The 18,122-nt window shown below is 66.1% G+C and carries 10 protein-coding genes; 8 read left to right on the top strand and 2 right to left on the bottom strand.

The genetic code is table 11. The features are described from left to right. Positions 1 to 70: 70 nt before the first annotated feature. Both ABZS97_RS24470 and ABZS97_RS24475 read right to left on the bottom strand, forming a co-directional pair. Positions 71 to 1,909 (bottom strand): glycoside hydrolase family 15 protein, encoded by a 1,839-nt coding sequence (locus ABZS97_RS24470; protein WP_356140468.1) that lies wholly within the window; start codon positions 1,907 to 1,909, stop codon positions 71 to 73. Positions 1,910 to 1,950: 41 nt separating this feature from the next. After that, the gene (locus tag ABZS97_RS24475; protein ID WP_356140469.1) at positions 1,951 to 5,547 is read right to left on the bottom strand and encodes an ATP-binding protein; all 3,597 of its coding nucleotides are present in this window, start codon (positions 5,545 to 5,547) and stop codon (positions 1,951 to 1,953) included. A gap of 841 nt (positions 5,548 to 6,388) precedes the next feature. On the opposite strand from ABZS97_RS24475, the gene ABZS97_RS24480 reads away from it, so the two are divergent. The 8 genes from ABZS97_RS24480 to ABZS97_RS24515 all read left to right on the top strand — a co-directional run bounded on the left by ABZS97_RS24480 (position 6,389) and on the right by ABZS97_RS24515 (position 17,958). Further along, positions 6,389 to 8,287, top strand: a complete 1,899-nt coding sequence (locus tag ABZS97_RS24480) for a GMC family oxidoreductase (protein ID WP_356140470.1) — start codon at positions 6,389 to 6,391, stop codon at positions 8,285 to 8,287. After that, on the top strand, positions 8,284 to 9,396 hold the full coding sequence (locus ABZS97_RS24485; protein ID WP_356140471.1) for a ferritin-like protein: 1,113 nt from the start codon (positions 8,284 to 8,286) through the stop codon (positions 9,394 to 9,396). The genes ABZS97_RS24480 and ABZS97_RS24485 overlap by 4 nt, the downstream gene beginning before the upstream one ends. Continuing rightward, complete coding sequence (locus ABZS97_RS24490) at positions 9,393 to 9,923, top strand: hypothetical protein (protein WP_356140472.1); 531 nt, start codon at positions 9,393 to 9,395, stop codon at positions 9,921 to 9,923. Before ABZS97_RS24485 ends, ABZS97_RS24490 begins: the two co-directional genes overlap by 4 nt. Next, entirely contained in the window at positions 9,920 to 10,834 is a 915-nt protein-coding gene (gene iolE, locus ABZS97_RS24495) for a myo-inosose-2 dehydratase (protein ID WP_356140473.1), read from the top strand. The genes ABZS97_RS24490 and iolE overlap by 4 nt, the downstream gene beginning before the upstream one ends. 2 nt (positions 10,835 to 10,836) lie before the next feature. Next, positions 10,837 to 11,832: a TIM barrel protein gene (locus ABZS97_RS24500; protein WP_356140474.1), complete on the top strand. Its 996-nt coding sequence runs from the start codon at positions 10,837 to 10,839 to the stop codon at positions 11,830 to 11,832. Between the two features lie 29 nt (positions 11,833 to 11,861). Beyond that, a complete protein-coding gene (locus tag ABZS97_RS24505; RefSeq protein WP_356140475.1) occupies positions 11,862 to 12,677 on the top strand; it encodes an MBL fold metallo-hydrolase in 816 nt (271 codons plus the stop codon). 19 nt (positions 12,678 to 12,696) lie between these two features. After that, positions 12,697 to 14,352, top strand: coding sequence for a thiamine pyrophosphate-dependent enzyme (locus ABZS97_RS24510; protein WP_356140476.1), 1,656 nt, complete (start codon positions 12,697 to 12,699; stop codon positions 14,350 to 14,352). 681 nt (positions 14,353 to 15,033) lie between these two features. Continuing rightward, the gene (locus ABZS97_RS24515; RefSeq protein WP_356140477.1) at positions 15,034 to 17,958 is read left to right on the top strand and encodes a glycosyl hydrolase 115 family protein; all 2,925 of its coding nucleotides are present in this window, start codon (positions 15,034 to 15,036) and stop codon (positions 17,956 to 17,958) included. Positions 17,959 to 18,122 lie beyond the last annotated feature (164 nt).

The raw sequence follows: 18,122 nt of genomic DNA on the forward strand, positions 1-18,122 counted from the left end.
CTCGCCATCTCCCGCCCCGGCAAAGCCAGTTCACCCGCGGTCACCGGCGTTGGCGTGGACCGGGCCGGGGCTACCGCCTGTCGAGTGCCTTGTCGAGGGTGAGGGCCGCGTCGATGAGGGCGAGGTGGGTGAACGCCTGGGGGAAGTTGCCGAGTTGGCGGCCCGTCGGGTCGGTTTCCTCCGAGTACAGGCCCAGGTGGTTGGCGTACCCCATCATCTTCTCGAACACCAGCCGTGCCTGGTCCGTGCGTCCCGCCCGGACGAGGGCGTCGACGTACATGAACGTGCACAGGGAGAAGGTGCCCTCTGAGCCACGCAGGCCGTCGGGTGACGCCGTCGGGTTGTAGCGGTAGACGAGGCTGTCGCTGACGAGTTCCCCGTCGATGGCGTCAAGGGTCGAGGCCCACATCGGGTCCTCGGGGCTGACGAACCCGACCGTGGCCATGCGCAGCAGCGAGGAGTCCAGTACGTCGCTGCCGTAGTGCTGGACGAAGGCCTGGCGTTCCTCGTTCCATCCCTTGGCCATGACCTGTTCGTAGGCGGCGTCCCGCTCGGCCTGCCAGCGTCCGGACGCCGAGGGCCAGCCTTTCGAGTCGGCGAGGCGCAGAGCGCGGTCGAACGCCACCCATGACATGACGCGGCCGTAGGTGAAGTCCTGGCGTCCGCTGCGGGTTTCCCAGATTCCTTCCTCCGTCTGGTCCCAGTGGTCGGCCAGCCAGTCGAGGTTTTCCCGCATGGAGGTCCATCCGCCGTGTCCGACCTGGAGTCCGTGTTGGTGGGCGAAGTACATGCTGTCCAGTGCCTCGCCGTAGATGTCCAGTTGGAGCTGCGTTGCTGCGCCGTTGCCGATGCGTACCGGGAAGGAGCCCGCATAGCCCTCCCAGTGGTCGAGGGTCTGCTCCTCCAGGTCGGCCGATCCGTCGACCTTGTACATGACGTTGAGCGGGCCGGTCTCCCCGCTGTTGCCCGCCCGTTCCTTGACCCGGTCGCTCAGCCAGGCAATGAACGCCCGGGCCTCCTCCGTGAAGCCCAGCCCGAGCAGGGCGTACACGGAGAAGGAGGCGTCGCGGACCCAGGTGAAGCGGTAGTCCCAGTTGCGTTCGCCGCCCAGTTGCTCCGGGAGGGCCGTCGTGGGGGCGGCCACCACCGCGCCGCTGGGTGCGAAGGTCATGAGCTTCAGTGTGATCGCGGAACGCTCCACCATCTCGCGCCAGCGCCCGGTGTAGCGCGACTGCGCCAGCCAGGAGCGCCAGAAACCCACGGTCTGGTCGAAGAGCTGTTGGTATGCGTCCAGGCGGACCTCGGCGGGTGGCCCGTCGGCGCCCATCTCCAGGACCAGCCCGCGCTGTTCGCCGGCCTGCAGGGGCAGCGACACGTGCAGATCGCCGTCCTGGACCGTGAGAGCGTCGAGGAGTCGCTTGTCGTGCGGTTCGCGGATGGGGTGCACGGTGAGTTCGGTGCCGTCCTGCGCGGCGAAGACCGCTCCGTGCGAGGTGATGTGCAACTCGTGCTTGCTGCGTCCGTAGTCGAACCGCGGGGCGATCTCCACCTGGAAGGTCATGCTGCCGCGCACACAGCGGACCATACGTACCAGCCGGTGGCGGGAGGTGACCGTCGTACCGGTCACGGGCATGAAGTCGACCACCTCACCGGCGCCCGCCTCGGTCATGAAGCGGGTCACCAGGACCGCCGTGCCGGGCAGGTACAACTGTTTGGTCGTATGGGTCGAGTGCGCCGGCCGGACGGTGCAGTGACCGCCCTTGTCCTTGTCCAGCAGTGCTCCGAAGACACTCGGCGAGTCGAACCGTGGGGAGCAGAACCAGTCGACCGCGCCCTCGGTGGTCACCAGCGCCGCGGTCTGCAGATCGCCGATGAGTCCGTGGTTCTCGATCAGTGGGTAGCCGTCCATCGGGGCGCCCCTTTCGGGTGTGAGATTCACCTGGACGTACCTCAAAGAGGGTGGTGGTCATCGTCGGTGGTTTTGCGGTTCCGGTTGGCCATTTCTTCCCAGAAGGCGTGCAGTTGGCTGACGGGGATGCTCACCCAGGGTGCGGTGTGCCGGCTGACGGCGGGCAGGCGCCAGCGGAAGCGGCTGTGCAGGAGCGCCTGTTGCTGTCGGCAGAACAGCTCGGCCATCTCCGCCTTTGCGTTTCCGGTCTTGGGGGGATAGGGGCACAGCCGGAACTCGCAGGGGGAGCGGCAGGTGGTGCGAGATCCGTCCCGGTCGGCCCGTCCGACACTGCGTTCGGGGTGGAGCAGGTTGCGGTCGTGGGTGAGGCAGTGCGGGAGGTCGTCCTTGTTCGCGAGTTCCAGACGTTCCTCGATGTCGTCGGGGCTCCCGTTGCCCTCGGTGAGGTTGAGCATGACCAGTACGTCGGCGAGAAGGCGTTGGGCTCGGGGGTGCAGGCTGCTCCAGCCGACGGACGGGGCGATCCACAGGTTGTGTTTGCGGTAGCGCTCCGGATCGGCCGGGGTGGAACCGACAGTGTCGCTGACTCCGTTCTCGTCGATCCAGATGAACCGCTCGGGGTGGCCTGTCTCCAGGGCCAGGGTCACTAGATCGCCGACTTCGGCGATGAAGGGGTGGAGGACCTTTTCAGCGTGGCGTTCGTAGGTGGCGCCGACTTGGGCCGGGGTCTCGTGTGCGCTGCCGGCCAGCGCGAGCCATCGGGTGACCGAGCTGATGGGATCCAAGGGGGCGTTGGATGCCACGTCGCCGTCCGTCGCGCGTCCAATGCTGTCGGGGAGCTCCCACAGGCACAGTGCATGAAGCAGACTCAACTGCGCGTACCAGTAGCGACTGCAGGTGAGCATCTTCTCCGCCTGCTTCACCAGGTAGGCCCGGGTCTCTTCGTAGGCGCCCGGATGCCGTCTCCTGCGGTTCGCCGCGTTCTTGAAGCCCTGGGCCAAGGCGTTCTCCAAGGAGAGCGGTATGAGCGGCTTCTGCTGTCCGGTTGCGGTGATCAGGTTGCGAAGCCAGAGGCTCAGCCGCTCCTTGGCCTCGTCACGGTATTTTTCGGAGACGGAACCGACGATCATGGGAACGAGCCAGGCCCTGAGGGTGAAGTGGCGCCACCACGTGGTGCGGCTCCGCTCGTATTCCTCCACGATCCCGTCGTGCTCCCGCTGTCTCTTTTCCGCCGCCTCCGGGTCGTCAGTCGGGTCCGAATCCTCTTCACCGAGCCAAGCAGTGTAGTCGTGGTCGAACTTCTTCTTGGCGTCACGGATCTTTTCCAGGTACTGCGATATGGGATCGGATCCGAGGGGGAATTCCGTGCGCAGGTCCTGGAAGGCCGAATCGCCGCCGGCAGCGATTTGATGCGAGATCGCGATCCGGACAGCGTAGGAGGGCTCATGTGTGCCGATCTGGAAGAGGCGCTTGTAGGGAAGAGGCGGTCGCACGCACTCCTGCCCTGAGCGTTCTGAAGAGGGATGGCTCCCTTTGCTGCGCCGGTCCCGTTCACGCAGAGCGGATCCGAAGTTCCGAACCAACCTCAGCTTCGCGTCCTCGATGGTCCGCTGGTCCCCTCTGATATCGAGGCGCGCCCATTGTTCATCGAGTTCTTGGGCCAGTTTGTCCTGTATTGGCGCCGGATCGACACAGTCTATTTCCAGGGCTGCGGCGTACAGGTCGAAGTACTTTGCGTCGTGCCGGTACGCGGCGGCATTGCTGAGCAGCTCGGCCAGCCTCGGCGGCGTTCCATGACTGCCCTGTGCATGTGGAGTGGCTGGGGGGTGGGTGGCCGACTGAGTGGTGACGAGATCTGCCCGATGGCGTGAGAGCAGCACAAGAGCGATGAGCAGTTCTCGGGACGGGCCCGGGCTGTGCAGCGCCGGTTCGATGACCGCGCCGATCTTGTCGTCCGGTATCTCCCTGAGCAGGCGATAACCCAGATAGGCCTGGAGGATGCTGTGCGGGAAACGAACCTTGTTCTCGCTGCCGTACACCAGCCCGAGAAGCTGTCCGTTGGCGGTGTATCTCGCCAACTCTGTACGGCACTCGTTGGGGTAGTCCAGGGTGTTGAGCCAGGGCGCCGACACGCCGATCTTTCGGCCCAGCACGCCCCAGATGGCGTCGCGTTGCGCCGGGGTGACGACCAGGCGGGTCCCATGTTGTTGGGCACCGCCCGGAGGTTCGTGGTGATTGCCCTGAGACTTCGTGCGATGAAGCAGGTCGTCCACGTGTGCGCTGACGAAGTCGTCGAACGTCACCTCGAGACTGTCCTGCAGCAGTCCCAAGCAGGCCAGTGCCGACACGACCCACATGGTTTCCCGGCGTTCCCCGCGGTCCATCACCAGATCGTCGAATATGCGGCCGTCTTCAATGGCCTGTCGGTAGGTGTTGAGAAACCCGAGCCTGAGAGTGGAGCAGTCGTTGCTGCGTGTGTCCAGGCGATCGTTTTCGTCACGGAGGGTCAGATGCTCCAACAGCCCGCACCGCTGCAGCAGCCGGGCGATCCGTAGATAGATCGGCGAATCCACGACCTCGGCGGTCTCCACCACCCAGTCGAGACGGCGCTCGTCCAGCTCGCCGGGCTCCCGTACCAGATATTCCAGGGCCGCTTCCTCGCTCAACGGTTCCATGTCGGCGATCGCGGCCCGGGTGCCCTCCAGCGGTGTGTGCGGGCGCGAGGCGATGACCAGGGGAAGCTTCTGGCGATCCGCTCGCTCTATCGCCCGTCGGATGATGTTGTCGCGGTCCTCCTGGTACTTCTCGTCGAGAAGGGCCTCTTCCAGGCCGTCGGCGATGACGACGATCTTGCCGTCGAGCCTCAGCTGCCGCCACGTCTTGTCGATGCTGCTGCCGGCGAGCGCTCCTTGGTCCGCTTCTTCCGCGAAACGGCGCCGTGCCATTTCCTCGAAGTCGAGTTCGGCGCCCTTCATGTCGCGCAGGCTGATGGGCACGGGAACGGCGGACTGCTGTGCCAGCATCCGAGTGAGTTCCACCAGAACGGCTGTTTTGCCGACACCCACACCGCCGACGAGCAGATAAGGCTTCCGGGTTTTCCGATTACGGAGTGTCTGGGCCATCACCTGGGACAGTTCGTGGCGCCCGACGATCCGGTTGACGAGGGTTCCAGCCGTGGGGACCAGATCATGTGGATGCGTACGTGCCTTGTCGATGAGCGGCTTTTTGGTCTTGTGGTACCAGTACAGAAGAAAGAGCGCCAATAGCAGGGAACCCGTGAGAACTGGGCCCACGATGTGGGAGACGGCATCGAACCACGGGGATTCCAGCACGTTATTGAAATCTGATTCATTGTCCTTCAGGAAATCATAAATGGCCAGTCCTACCCAAATGAAGAGCAGAGCCGTCCCGAGGAAAGCGTATGCGCGCAGCAGAGGGCCGAGGGAAAACCATCCGGGGCGCCACTTGCGAGCTGTGGCGACGCCCTTGCGCGCCTCCCTTTCAGTCCTGAACCTGCGCCAGGTTCGGCCCGTTGCCCCTGAGATCCGGGACCACCCCCGTCTCGGATACAAGGTGTACCAAGGGGCGCTGTGTGGCCGTTCTTTGCCTTTCGGGTGGCGGATCACCTTGGTGGGCATGAGGTCCGTTCCCTCCGCGCTGCACATCAATGGTGGGATGTTGTAGGCAGGACGTGGCAGGAGCGCCGAGTGTGGGCGTCGATTGTGGGCGGAGAGGGAAATCAGCGAGTGGTACTCGTGGCGCCACACATCACAGGTGCGTTCTTCGCTCCACACTGCCCCAGCGTGATCTCGCTGCCCCGCGTCGAGGTCGTTTGCCTCGCGAATGGCTGCTTGCACGCATGCCTCTTCCATGAAAGCACTGGCGGGGAAGAGCGCAACACGGCGTCGTCAGTGTGGCCGTACAGGGCGTGCGGGATGCCCATGGTGAACGCCGCGCCGCGCAGGAACTCGTGGAGGGGCAAAGGTTTCTGATGTCCATTCAGGACGCTGGCCGTCCGGCTGCGGCGCCGGGCAGGTCGTGTTCCGGGGCGGCCTGGGGCATGCGCCCGCGGCCCACTCGGCAATGTTGAGGGTTCCCGCGTATCGTTGGTGGCGCGGCAGTGTCCAACGCGCCGTGTCTTCAGCAGCGACATCAATTCGCAGCTTGACCATCGAAGTGCCTATGAACGATCTGCGCTCTCTAGCGCCGTCCATCGGCTCGCTCGCGCAGAATCCCATACATACCCGTGGCGGCAGCCCATGGACGCACTCGGTTCTGACCTTTTCCATTCGCGTGATCAGGACTCCGACAGACGGCCGGATTCGATGGATCCGCTCGAAAGGCAACGGAGTTCACAACTACCCGGGTTCCAGTTGTCCACCATGCGTGCCCGGGCCGCCGTATGACGCGGCCGCCCGACTCCGACCCCGGCCGCCGCGCCGGTACCGGCTGTGCCTGGCAGTGGAGGAGTGACTTCCCATGTACGCGAAGTTTCCCCAGGGGGCGGCAAAGCGCACCGACCCCGAGACAGCGGCCGAGGTTGTCTACGACGCCGTCATCGTCGGCGGCGGGATCTCCGGCGCCCTTGTCGCCCTGCGGCTGAGCGAAGCCGGCAGGAGGGTGCTGCTCCTTGAAGCGGGCCCGGCCGAAGACCTCACCCTGAGGGGCTACGAGAGCTATCTCGACCGGTTCTACTCGGCCATCAGCAAGGACAACCAGGCCCCCTACCCGGCCGTCGCCAATGCTCCGATGCCCCGGGGCCCCGACGCACGGCGCATCACGCCGGGTGCACCCGACGCCTCGTCCTACATCGTCCAGAGCGGGCCCCTCGCCACCGACACCACCTATACGCGGGTCCTGGGCGGCACCACCATGCACTGGGAGGGCAAGACGCTGCGGATGCTGCCCGAGGACTTCCGGATGCACACGCTCTACGGCCAGGGGACGGACTGGCCGCTCACCTACGAGGACCTTGCCCCCTACTACAACGAGGCCGAACGCGAGATCGGCGTCTCCGCCGACGTGGAGGACCAGGCCTACCTCGGCATCACCTTCGACGAGGACTACGTGTTCCCCATGAAGGGACTGCCCCTGTCCTACCTGGACCGGACGGTCGCCAAGGACCTCGACGGGATGCCGGTCGAGCTCGACGGGGAGCAGCGGGAGCTGCGGGTCCGGCCCTTCCCGCAGGGCCGCAACGGGATACCGAACCCGGCCTACGACGGCGGGCAGGGCTATGTGCCGCGAGGGGCAGTGAGCGCCTATCAGGTCGAGGTCGGCGAGCGGTGCCAGGGCAACAACAACTGCGTGCCCATCTGCCCGGTGCAGGCCAAGTACAACGCCGGCAAGACCCTCGCTGTGGCCCTCCAGAGCGGCCGGGTCGACCTGGTGGCCCAGGCGGTGGCCCACAAGGTGCACGTCGACGAGCACACGCACCGGGTGACCGAGATCGAGTACCGCCGCTACGACCGGCCCGACAGCCCGGGCTTCACCACGATGAGGGCCCGCGGCCGGCTGTTCGTCCTGGCCGCCAACGCGGTGGAGAACCCCCGGCTGATGCTGGCCTCCGGGCTGCGCGGTTCGAGCGGCCTGATGGGGCGCAACTTCATGGACCACGCCTACCTGCTGGCGTGGGGCCTGTTGCCCGAGGTGGCAGGCACCTTCCGTGGCACCATCTGCACGGGCGGTATCACCGACCTGCGCGGGGGCCGCTTCCGCAGCCGCCAGGCGGCGTTCACCGTCGACATCCACAACGACGGCTGGGGCTGGGCCCGGGGCGCGCCGATGACCGACCTGATCGGCCTGGTGGACTCCGCCGGCCGCTACGGCGAGTCCCTGCGCCAGGGTCTGGTGGACCAGGTGTCCCGCCAACTGCAGCTGGCGTTCATGGTCGAGGTCCCCGCCGACCCGAGCAACCGGATCACCGTGAGCCCGGACTTCACCGACAAGCTGGGCAACATGCGGCCGGTCCTGAACTACGACATCCCCGAGTACACGATGCGGGGGGTGGCGTACGCCCGGCAGCTGTCGAGACGGATCTTCGCCCGTCTGGGAGCCGAGGACCACACCGCCTACAACCCGAACTTCTGGGGCTACGCCGTCCACGACGGCGTGGGCTACGAGATCCGAGGGGGCAACCACCTCGCCGGCACCCATGTGATGGGCCGCACACCGTCGACCTCGGTGGTCAACGCGGACCAGCGGTGCTGGGACCACGAGAACCTCTACATGGTCGGCGGGGGAAGCATGCCCACCGTGGGCACCTCGAACGTGACGCTCACCCTCGCCGCCCTGTGCCTGCGCAGCGCCCGGGCCATGGTGGCCCAGCTCGACTCCGAGACCGCACCGATCAACGTTACCGGGGAGGCGGTCCCATGACCGTGTCGACCATCGAGAACCGTGACGACCTGTTCAGCTACCTCAACGCGGCGATGGCGCTCGAGCACGCGACCATCCCGCCGTACCTGACCGCGTACTACTCCATACATTCCAGCACCAATTCCGACGCCGCCCACATCATCCGGGTGACCGCGGTGGAGGAGATGCTCCACCTGACTCTCGTCGCCAACGTCCTCAACGCCATCGGCGGCGAGCCCGACCTGACCCGCCCCGGCTTCGTGCCGTCCTATCCGGCCTACCTGCCGGACGGGGAGGACGACTTCACCGTCGACCTGCGGCCCTTCTCCCCCGAGGCGGTGGAGACATTCTGCAAGATCGAGCGGCCGGGCAGGGCCCCCAGCGACGATTCGCGGCTGGTGAAGGCAACGGAGGGCAGGACTCCGCTCCTGGTCTCCAGCCCCACCGCCGAGGAGATGCGCTTCTACAGCATCGGCGAGTTCTACGAGGAGATCATCGAAGGGCTCGAAAAGGTGGCGGCCAACGATCCCGCGCTCTTCTGCGGGGACCCGGCCCGCCAGGTGGGGCCCGAGTACTTCTACTCCGGCGGCGGAGCCATGATCGTCGTCTCCGACCTGGACTCGGCACAGCAGGCGCTGCGCTTCATCGCCGGCCAGGGCGAGGGCCTCGATTCAGGCATATACGACGCGGACGGGGAACTGGCCCACTACTACCGGTTCCGGCAGCTGCAGCTCGGACGCTACTACCAGGTGGGCGACCACCCCGGTGCACCTTCGGGGCCGCCGCTGAGCATCACCTGGGACGATGTGTACAAGGTGAAGCTGAGCGTCCGGCTGGCCGACTACCCCGAGGGATCCGAACTCGCCCAGGTGGCCCGGGACTTCAACGCCGACTACGGAGCCTTTCTCGCCTCCCTCACCAAGGCGCTCAACGGGCAGCCCGCCCTTCTGCAGGAGGCCGTCTGCGAGATGTTCCGCCTGCGCGACGGCTTCAACCGGCTGGTGTGCAACCCCCTACCGGGCAGCGACGGCCTGCACGCCGGCCCCACCTTCGAGATTCCGGCTGCCATCGGGGCCGATCCGCAGGCCTCCTCGGATGCCGGCGAGACAACCGGGAGCGTGACACGATGACCGCCCCGTCGTTCGAGAAGTTCCTCCTGCTGTCGGTCGACCTCACCGCTTTCGAGGAAACCGATCTGCTCGGCACCGGCATGGGCCACCGCTATCTGGCGAAAGTGCGGGCCGCCTGCGGCGACGAGATCGTCACCGCTCTGCTGGACGCCCACCGGGCTTCCCGCACCGACGCGGCCGGCGGGGGAAGCCCCCAAAGTCGTGCCCGCACCCCCCTCGACCGGGATCTGTTCGACCGGGCCCTGCGCCACCGCATTTTCAGCGACGACCGGCTCGGCCCGGTCGCCCGCAACGTGATCAAGCTCTGGTACGCCGGGTTGTGGTACGCGCTGCCGGCCGAGTGGATCGACCGCTACGGAGCCCACACGGCGTCAGAAACCTCCACGGTCACCGCCGCCGCCTACCAGGAGGGGCTGCTGTGGCGGGCCATCGGCGCCAATCCTCCCGGTGCCAAGGCACCCGGATACGGCTCCTGGGCTCAGCCACCCCGCATCGCGGACCGCTACCTGAAAGGGGCGACAAGATGACGGCCACAGCCCACCGACTCAGTCCGGACAAGGTGAAACTCGGCATCTGCTGCACGCTGTGGTGGAACGACGACTTCCCCACCATCGACGCCGGCATCTCCTTCGGCCAGGCCGTGAGCGACATGGCGCTCGCCGGCTTCCAGGGCTGCAGTATCGGGCACAAGTACCCCTCGGACGCTGCCGAGCTCAAGGCCGCCCTCGACCTCCGTGGCCTGCGTGTGTCCGAGCCCTGGACGAGCACGTACTTCACGATCGGCAACATGCGGCAGAAGACGATCGCCGCTTTCGAGGAGACGCTGGCCCATATCAAGGCCCTGAGCGGGACCGAGCTCGTCGTGGCCGAGTTCGGCGCTTCCTCGCACCTGCTGCCTGTGGACGTGTTCGCCAACCGCCCCGTTTTCACCGACTCCCAGTGGGACGCCCTGACATCGGGCCTCAACGAGCTCGGCAAGATCGCCTGCTCGGCCGGGATGAAGCTCAGCTATCACCACCACATGGGCACCGGCGTCATGACGCGGGCCGACATCGACCGGCTGATGGCCTCGACCGATCCGGAACTGGTCCACCTGCTGCTCGACACCGGCCACGCGGCCTTTGCCGGCGACGATCCGCTGGACCTGGCCCAGGCCTACGCCGACCGCATCGGTCACGTCCACCTCAAGAGCATCCGCCCCGAGGTCGTCAGCCGCGTGCGTGAAGAAGGCCTGTCGTTCCAGGAGGGCATCGAGCTCGGCGCCTTCACCGTGCCCGGAGACGGCGGGATCGACTTCCGGCCCATCCTCGACGCGCTGGCCGCCGCGGATTACCAGGGGTGGCTGGTCGTGGAAGCGGAGCAGGACCCGAACAAGGCCGTCCCGCTCGAATACGCCAAGAAAGCCCGCGCCTACCTCGCCGACATCCTGGGCTGGTGACCATGAACGCGACACTCGGACGAGACGTATTCTTCAGCTTCTTCATGTTCACGGCCGATCTGCGGCCCCAGGACGCGGACTACAGCCGGACACTGATCAATCACCTCAATGTCCTCACCGACATGGGTTACGACGGCTTCGACGTACATATCGCCGCGCCGCCCGCAGGCGTCGATCACGAACTCGAGGTCGACAGCTATATCGGCCTCAAGAAGACATTCGATCAGGCAGGCCTGGGGGAGGTGAAGTTCACCACCAACGTCGGGACCACGCGCACCTTCGACCCGACATCGCCCTACGAGGAACAGCGCACGCAAGCCCTGTCCTACCTCAAGTCACGCGTCGACATCACCCGGATACTGGGCGGCGACTCGATCATGTCCGGGCCGTTCATCTACCCCTACGGGGTCTTTCCGCTCACGGACACCGACGAGCCGATCTGGAGCGACGCCCTGCAGGACTGGATGAAACCGCGCTATCACGCCGCGCGTTCCGTCTTCGAAGAGCTGTTGGAGTACGCCGCAGCGCAAGAGGTGAAACTCGCCGTCGAACCCGTCAAGAGCTGGGAGACGCCGCCACCCAACATGGTCTCGGAGGTACTGGACTTCCTCGAGGACCTCGAACATCCGCAGGGCGGCGTCACGATCGACACGGCGCAGGTCGTGATGGAAAGCCAGGGCCCGTCGGTCCTCAAGGAGAACGTCGCACGAGCGACACGGCAGGACCGCCTCTACTACGTCCACATATCCGCACCCGACCGGGGAGCGGTGAAGGACAGCTGGATCCCCTGGCACGTCATCTCCAACGAGATCGAGCCCGTGTATCGCGGGCCGTACCTGATCGAAGTGTTCAACGCGATCCCGCCGTTCGACAGCTCCATGCGCATGGCGCGCCGGCGTTTCTGGCGCCCCGGCGAGGACGACCCGGTGCCCGCCAGGGACAGCGCCTACGACGTCGCAAGGGCAGCGTTGCAGGAGTTGCGAGAGCAGACCACATAACCCCGGAGAGGCCACCCATGCTGCCTCAGGTGTCAGACCCCGTCATCATGGTCGTGAAGCAGACCGGCGACGTCCGTATTCACACCTTCGTCGCGTCCTTCGCGTACAACAACATCGCGAACGCCACGCACATCATCGAAACCAGGAACCAACTGGTTCTCGTCGACGGGCAGTTCCTCGCCCCCTACGCGAGAGCATTCAGAGACTACGCGGACAGCCTCGCCAAGCCCATCGAAAGGCTGTACATCTCCCACCGCCACCCCGACCACTGGTTCGGTCTGGGCACTGCGTTCACCGACATCCCCGTTCACGCGTTGTCGGAGACCATGACGTTCATCCACGATCATGGAGAAGACTCGAGAAGCGACCACTGGAAACTCGGTGACCTCGCTCCGGAACGGATCGTCGTTCCCGGAAAGGTCGCTGGTCCCGGTGAAGAGACGATCGACGGGGTCAGGTATGTCTTCGATCGGGTGACTGACACCGAAATCGACTACCACCTCACCATCAGGCTCCCTGAGATAGGCGTGTATTTCACTCAGGATCTGATCTACAGCGGCACTCACCTGTACCTGACGAAGCACATGGACCACTGGACCCGGGTGCTGCAAGAAATGCTGGTCTCGGACTACGAGTTGTTCATGCCCGGCCACGGCCTGCCGGCGGACAAGAACGAAGTCGCCGGCAACTTCGAGTACCTCTCCGCAGCCCGGCAGGCAATCGGCAACGGGCTGACAGGCGACGCCTTCAAGAATTTCATGCTGCAGCGGTATCCGGAGCGCAAGTGCCCGGGGATCTTCGACATCTACATGCCCCGGCTGTTCGGCGGCGCGAGCGACTACTGACCACGGAGGTGCTTCAACCATGAACGAGGGCTGCACTGTAGGAAAGTACCTGGTGGACAGGCTTCGCCAACTGGGGTTGGATCACCTGTTCGCCATCGCGGGCGACTATTCCATAGAATGGCTGAACCGGTACGTTGCGCCGAGCGGCATGAAGATCGTCGAGGAAGTCAACGAGGTGAACGCCGGTTACGCGGCGGACGGATACGCACGACTCAAGGGAATCGGCGCCCTCTGCGTCACCTACTCCGCAGGCGCACTGTGTGCCGTGAACGCCGTCGCCGGCGCCTATGTCGAGAAGGTGCCGCTCGTACTGATCAACGGCACACCGAGCATAAAGAAGACCCTCACCTTCGAGCAGACCGGCTTCAGCGCACATCACTTCATCAGCGGACGCGAAACAGATCTCCAGTCGTTCGAGCACCTGACGGCTGCAGCCATACGCATCGACAACCCGGACCTCGCGCCGACATTGATAGATTATGCACTGACCCGGTGCATAAGCGAACGGCGCCCGATCTACATCGAACTGCTCCAGGACATGGTCGACTTGGAGTGCGAGCCCCCGAGAGGCGTTCTGAAGCCCGCCAGGATCCTGTCGGACGAGACCAGCCTGGAACAGTCGGTCGCACAGATCTGCGCAAAGCTCGAAAGCGCCGAGAATCCCCTCGTCTGGCTCGGCGTGGAGATCGACCGCCTCGGCCTTCAGGACAAGGCCATGAGCCTGATCCAGCAACTGAACGTCCCGTTCGCCACCGAACTCCTCAGCAAGGCCGTCCTCTCCGAAGACGACGCGCAGTTCGTCGGCGTGCTCGACGGCCAGGCATCATCCACGCTCGTGACAGATCTGGCCGGTACGTCCGACTTCATACTGGCCCTCGGTGTGTGGCTCACCGACATCAACTCGTTGGGCTGGGAACCGGACTACAACAAGACCGCCTTCGCGTCGTTCGACGCGGTAAAGCTCGGAACCTATTTCGGCGGACAGGTCGCGCTGGAGCACCTGATCGACGGAATCCTGGCCCAAAAGATTGCGCCCAAGGAGCGGAAGATGCCGGAAAAGCCGGCCCGCAGCGCACCGAACATGGGTGACGCCGACGTCATCACATACCAGGGGTTCTACGACTACATCCAGCAGCACATCGACAGGAACACCATCGTCGGCGCCGACGCGAGCATGAACTACTTCGGGAGCCTGCTGCTCGACGTACCCAGCTCGGGAGGATTCATCGTCCAGTCGTCCTATTCGTCGATAGGTTACAGCGCGCCGGCCGCGACAGGCATCTGCCTGGCGAAGAGTCCCGACCAAAGGGTCATCGTCTTCTCGGGTGACGGCGGCTTCCAGATGACCGCTCAATGCCTCTCCACACAGACCCGGCTGGGACTCGATCCGATCATCTTCGTCATCGACAACGGCGTCTACGCCGTGGAGCAGTGGCTCGCCGATGCAGAGGTATTCCACTCCGACGAGCCGTTCTACAAGCCCTGCGAGCTGCACCGTTGGAACTACAGCAGACTGGCAGACGTCTTCGGCTGCCGGGGGTGGGAAGTCGGCACGTACGGCGAGCTGGGCGATGCCGTGACGGGTGCGCTGGAGAACTCGAGCGGTCCGTCCATCATCCAGGTGAGAGTGCCTCAAAAGACGATTCCCGACAATGCGAAGTGGAAGGCTCACTGAAGCTTGTCCCGTACCCACTCGTCGAGAGCTGGATCGCGACCTCCACCAGGGCGCGTATGCCGGAGACCGGGCGGGACGCAGCGGCAAGTGGGCGCAGCGCCAGGCCGCTTGGCGCCCGCTTGCTCCGTGTTCGTGCCTGCCCGCGCATAGTTGAGCAGTGCCGCTGTGCCTTGTCGGCGCCCAAATGCGTAGGGGCGGGCTCGATGAACCAGTGGCAGATATGGGGGTCGAGGTCCAGCAGCCGAGCCACCTCGGTATCACAGGCCCCTCGACAGGGCTGAGCCCGCGCCGACGCGGCGGGGTGAAACGCAGAGCCGACATCCACGGAGCGCTCCAGGGTCCAAGGGGCATGGCTCCCGTGTCGCGGATGGCCATTCGAGCACTGCGACCGCCGGACAGCGATCGCAGATGACCGTGCCGCCGGCCCGGTTGAGTCGTTCCCGTAGCCGCCCGCCCCAAAGTCGCCACCTGCCTCTGGACGTCCTCACGGGATCTCTCCTAGGCTGTACAGCAAGCGCTTTCTTGTCCTGTCCATGACTGTCGCGCCGCCGTGCCCCGTCGCGCCCGACGTGAAGCCGGCGCGGTAGGCGCGGGACCGGTGCGGAAAGGCGGTGTCCCGTGCCGTACGACGAGCCGCGCAGAGCCTCACCCATCTGGACCCGCACGTCATTCCTCCGCGGAATGGTGGCAGTCGGAGCCACCCCGCTGCTCCCCGGCGTTCTTGCCTCGGCCGCCCATGCGGCGCCCTCGGAACTCCCGATCCGACCGGACTTCCCGTTGGTCGACAACGGTGGCGCAGTCGATCTGTTCGTGGATCCGGCGGACGACCCCTCCGTGATCCGCGCGGCCGGTGATCTCCAGGCGGACCTGGAACGAGTCAGTGGCATCCGGCCACGCCTGCTGCACACGCTCCCCGAGCGGGCCGAGCGCCTGGTCGTTGTGGGCACGATCGGCGCCGGCGCCGCCGTGGACCGGCTCGTCGAGGGAGGGTGCCTGGACACCTCCGGGGTCAAGGGCCGCTGGGAGGCGTCGGTGACCCAGGTCGTGGACCGTCCGCTGCCCGGCGTGGACCGAGCCCTGGTGATCGCCGGGAGCGACCCGCGCGGCACCGTCTACGGCATCTACGACACCTCGGAACGCATCGGCGTCTCCGCCTGGTACTGGTGGGCCGACGTGCCGGTCGAACACCGCGACACCGTGACCGTACCGGCGGGCCCGCTCAAGCGGCTCGAACCCTCGGTCCGTTACCGGGGCATCTTCATCAACGACGAGGAAAACCTCACCACTTGGTCTCACCGCACCCAGGAGCCGGACAAGAACATCGGCCCCAGGACGTACGAGCGGATCTTCGAGCTGCTGCTGCGTCTCAAGGCCAACTACCTGTGGCCCGCGATGCATCCGTACTCCGACTTCTTCAACAAGTACCGAGAGAACCCCGAGCTGGCCGACCGGTACGGCCTCGTGGTCGGCTCCAGCCACCCCGAGGCCATGCTGCGCAACGGCGTACACGAGTGGGAGCCGTGGGCGAACGAGCATCCGAACGCCGACGGCAGCCTGCCGGTGTACGACTACACGGTGAACCCCGGTGTCATCTCCGACTACTGGCGGGCCCGGGCGCGGCAGAACGCTGGGTACGAGAGCAGCTGGACGCTGGGCATGCGCGGACTGCACGACAGCGCGCTGGAGACGAGGAACGCCACCACCATTCCCGAGAAGGTCGCGGTGATGAACGACATCATCGCCGACCAGCGCCGCATCCTGGCCGAGGAGGTCGGTTCCGGTGCCGTCCCGCAGATCTTCATCCCGTACAAGGAGGTCCTGGAGCTCTACAACGCGGGCGTCCAGGTCCCCGACGACGTCACGCTGATCTGGCCGGACGACAACCACGGCAACATGCGCCAGTTGCCGACCGAGGCCGAGCGGCGGCGCGCGGGCGGCAACGGCATCTACTACCACCTCTCCTACTGGGGCCGGCCCAGAAGCTACCTGTGGCTGGACACCACGCAGTTGAGCAAGATCTGGCAGGAACTGCGCCGGGTCTACGAGCATCAGGGCGACCGGATGTGGATCTTCAACGTCGGCGACATCAAGTCGATCGAGACCGGGTTGTCCTTCTGCATGGACATGGCCTGGGACGTGGACCGCTGGGGCCCCGACGACGTCGAGGAGTTCCTGGTCGAGTGGGCCGGGCGCCAGTTCGGGCGGCGGCACGGCCCCGAGATCGCCGCGATCCGCACGGAGTACTACCGTCTCGCGGCCGAGCGGCGTCCGGAGTTCATAGACCGCGGCGTCTTCTCGACCGTGCACCACGGTGACGAGGCGGCGCGCCGCCTTGCCGCCTACCAGAAGCTGTTGGACCGGGCCCGGACGCTCGGCGTCAAGCTTCCCGAAAGCTACCGGGACGCCTACTACGAACTGGTCGAATACCCGGTCCACGGAGCGTACTTGATGAACCTCAAGTACTACTGGGCGGACCGCAACACGCTTGCCGTCCGCCAGGGACGCGGGGCGGGGGCGAACCGTTTCGCGGACCTGGCCGAGGCCGCCCACGCCGAAGAGCAGGCGATCACGAAGCGCTACAACACCGAGACCGCGGGCGGGAAGTGGAACGGTTTCGTCAACCCGTATCCCTCCCAGATACCGAAGGCGCCGGGCCGCCCGAGCGTCACCAGGGTTCCCCGGCAGGAGACTTCGGGACTGGGAGTGGCTGCGGAGGGCAATGAGACAGGGGCGGACCGCCCGCTGTCCTTCTCCTCCTGCACCCGCCACCCCAGCTTCGTCGACGTGTTCAACACCGGCTTCCTGCCCCTTCAATGGGGCGCCGAGACGAGCCATCCGTGGGTCCGGCTGAGCACGACCGGCGGCAGTACGACCGAGCAGGCCCGGGTGTGGGTGGAGATCGACTGGGAGCGGGCGCCGGAAGGCAGCACCCCGGCAACGGTGACCTTCACCGCTGACGAGCAGCGCGCCGAGGTACCGCTGCAGGTGGTCAACGACGGGGAACGGGCCCGCCGCCGGGCCCGAGGATTCGTCGAAGCCCACGGGTACATCTCGATCGACGCCGCGCACTACGAGCGACAGGTGCCGCGCGGCGGCGCCCACTGGCGAACCGTCTGCGGACTCGGTCGCCGTGCCGGCGCTGTCGAGGCGGCCCCGTCGACCGCGCCGCCCATCGCGGAGGACTTCATCACCCGGGCACCCGAGCTCCGCTACGAGGTGCGCTTCACGAACACGGGCACCTTCCCAGTGACGGTCTACCGCCTGCCTTCCCTGGACGAGCGGGGCAAGCGCCGGTTGGCCCTGGCCCTGGACGACCAGCCGGCCACTGTCCTTTCGGGGCAGGCCATCGCCACCGGGAACCGGGGCGACGCCTGGGCCCGCAACGTAGAAGAGGGCATCGAGAAACTGACCGCCACGGTCACTGTGACCAACTCCGGCGATCATGTCCTGCGACTCTTCATGGCCGACCCCGCCATTGCCGTGGACCAGATCGTCATCGCCACCGGTGGCCCTGTCGCCGGCTACCTCGCACCACCCGAGAGCTACCACCGAGTCTTCAATCCGAACCCCGCCCTCGAACCGGGCCTGGACCTACCGGACCACTGATCCGAGGGTTGACTGCGGGTTGGTCGCGTCTCCTCGGCGAAGCCGCACAAGGCCGCGGCCCGGCGGGCCGTAATGCGGGGGCCGGCCCGGCGGGGGGCCCCCCAGCCGCGGCCCCCGGCCCCGCCCCCACGCCGGCGGGCGCCGGAAATGTTATCGCAACCCGC

This window comes from Streptomyces sp. NPDC005485, assembly GCF_040606085.1.
Lineage (GTDB): Bacteria > Actinomycetota > Actinomycetes > Streptomycetales > Streptomycetaceae > Streptomyces.